The following is a 246-nucleotide window of genomic DNA, read 5'->3' on the forward strand; positions in this document are numbered from 1 at the left end:
CTTCGATAATATCTGCTGTCAGTCTCTCTACAGATCGATTTTTCACACGATCAAATACAGAATAGGCTTGTACTTCCTCAGCAGAAATAATCATGGCCTGCCGTCACCTACTCTTTCACTTTCATCACTTTTGCTACAGCATCCTCTTCCTCAAATTTGCTGTCTAGCTTCGCTGTCAGGACAATAATAAACTTACGGCTGCGAATATCTTTTTCTACTTCAATTCGAATATTGCGAGAAAAACCT

At 39.8% G+C, this 246-nt stretch carries 1 protein-coding gene; it reads right to left on the minus strand.

From position 1 onward, the window contains the following. The coding region (locus SB822_RS59745; protein WP_410859465.1) for a DUF3199 family protein at positions 1-94 on the minus strand (94 nt) is incomplete at its 3' end. Between the last annotated feature and the right edge of the window lie 152 nt (positions 95-246).

The organism is Paraburkholderia sp. SIMBA_054, assembly GCF_046534875.1.
Lineage (GTDB): Bacteria > Pseudomonadota > Gammaproteobacteria > Burkholderiales > Burkholderiaceae > Paraburkholderia > Paraburkholderia hospita.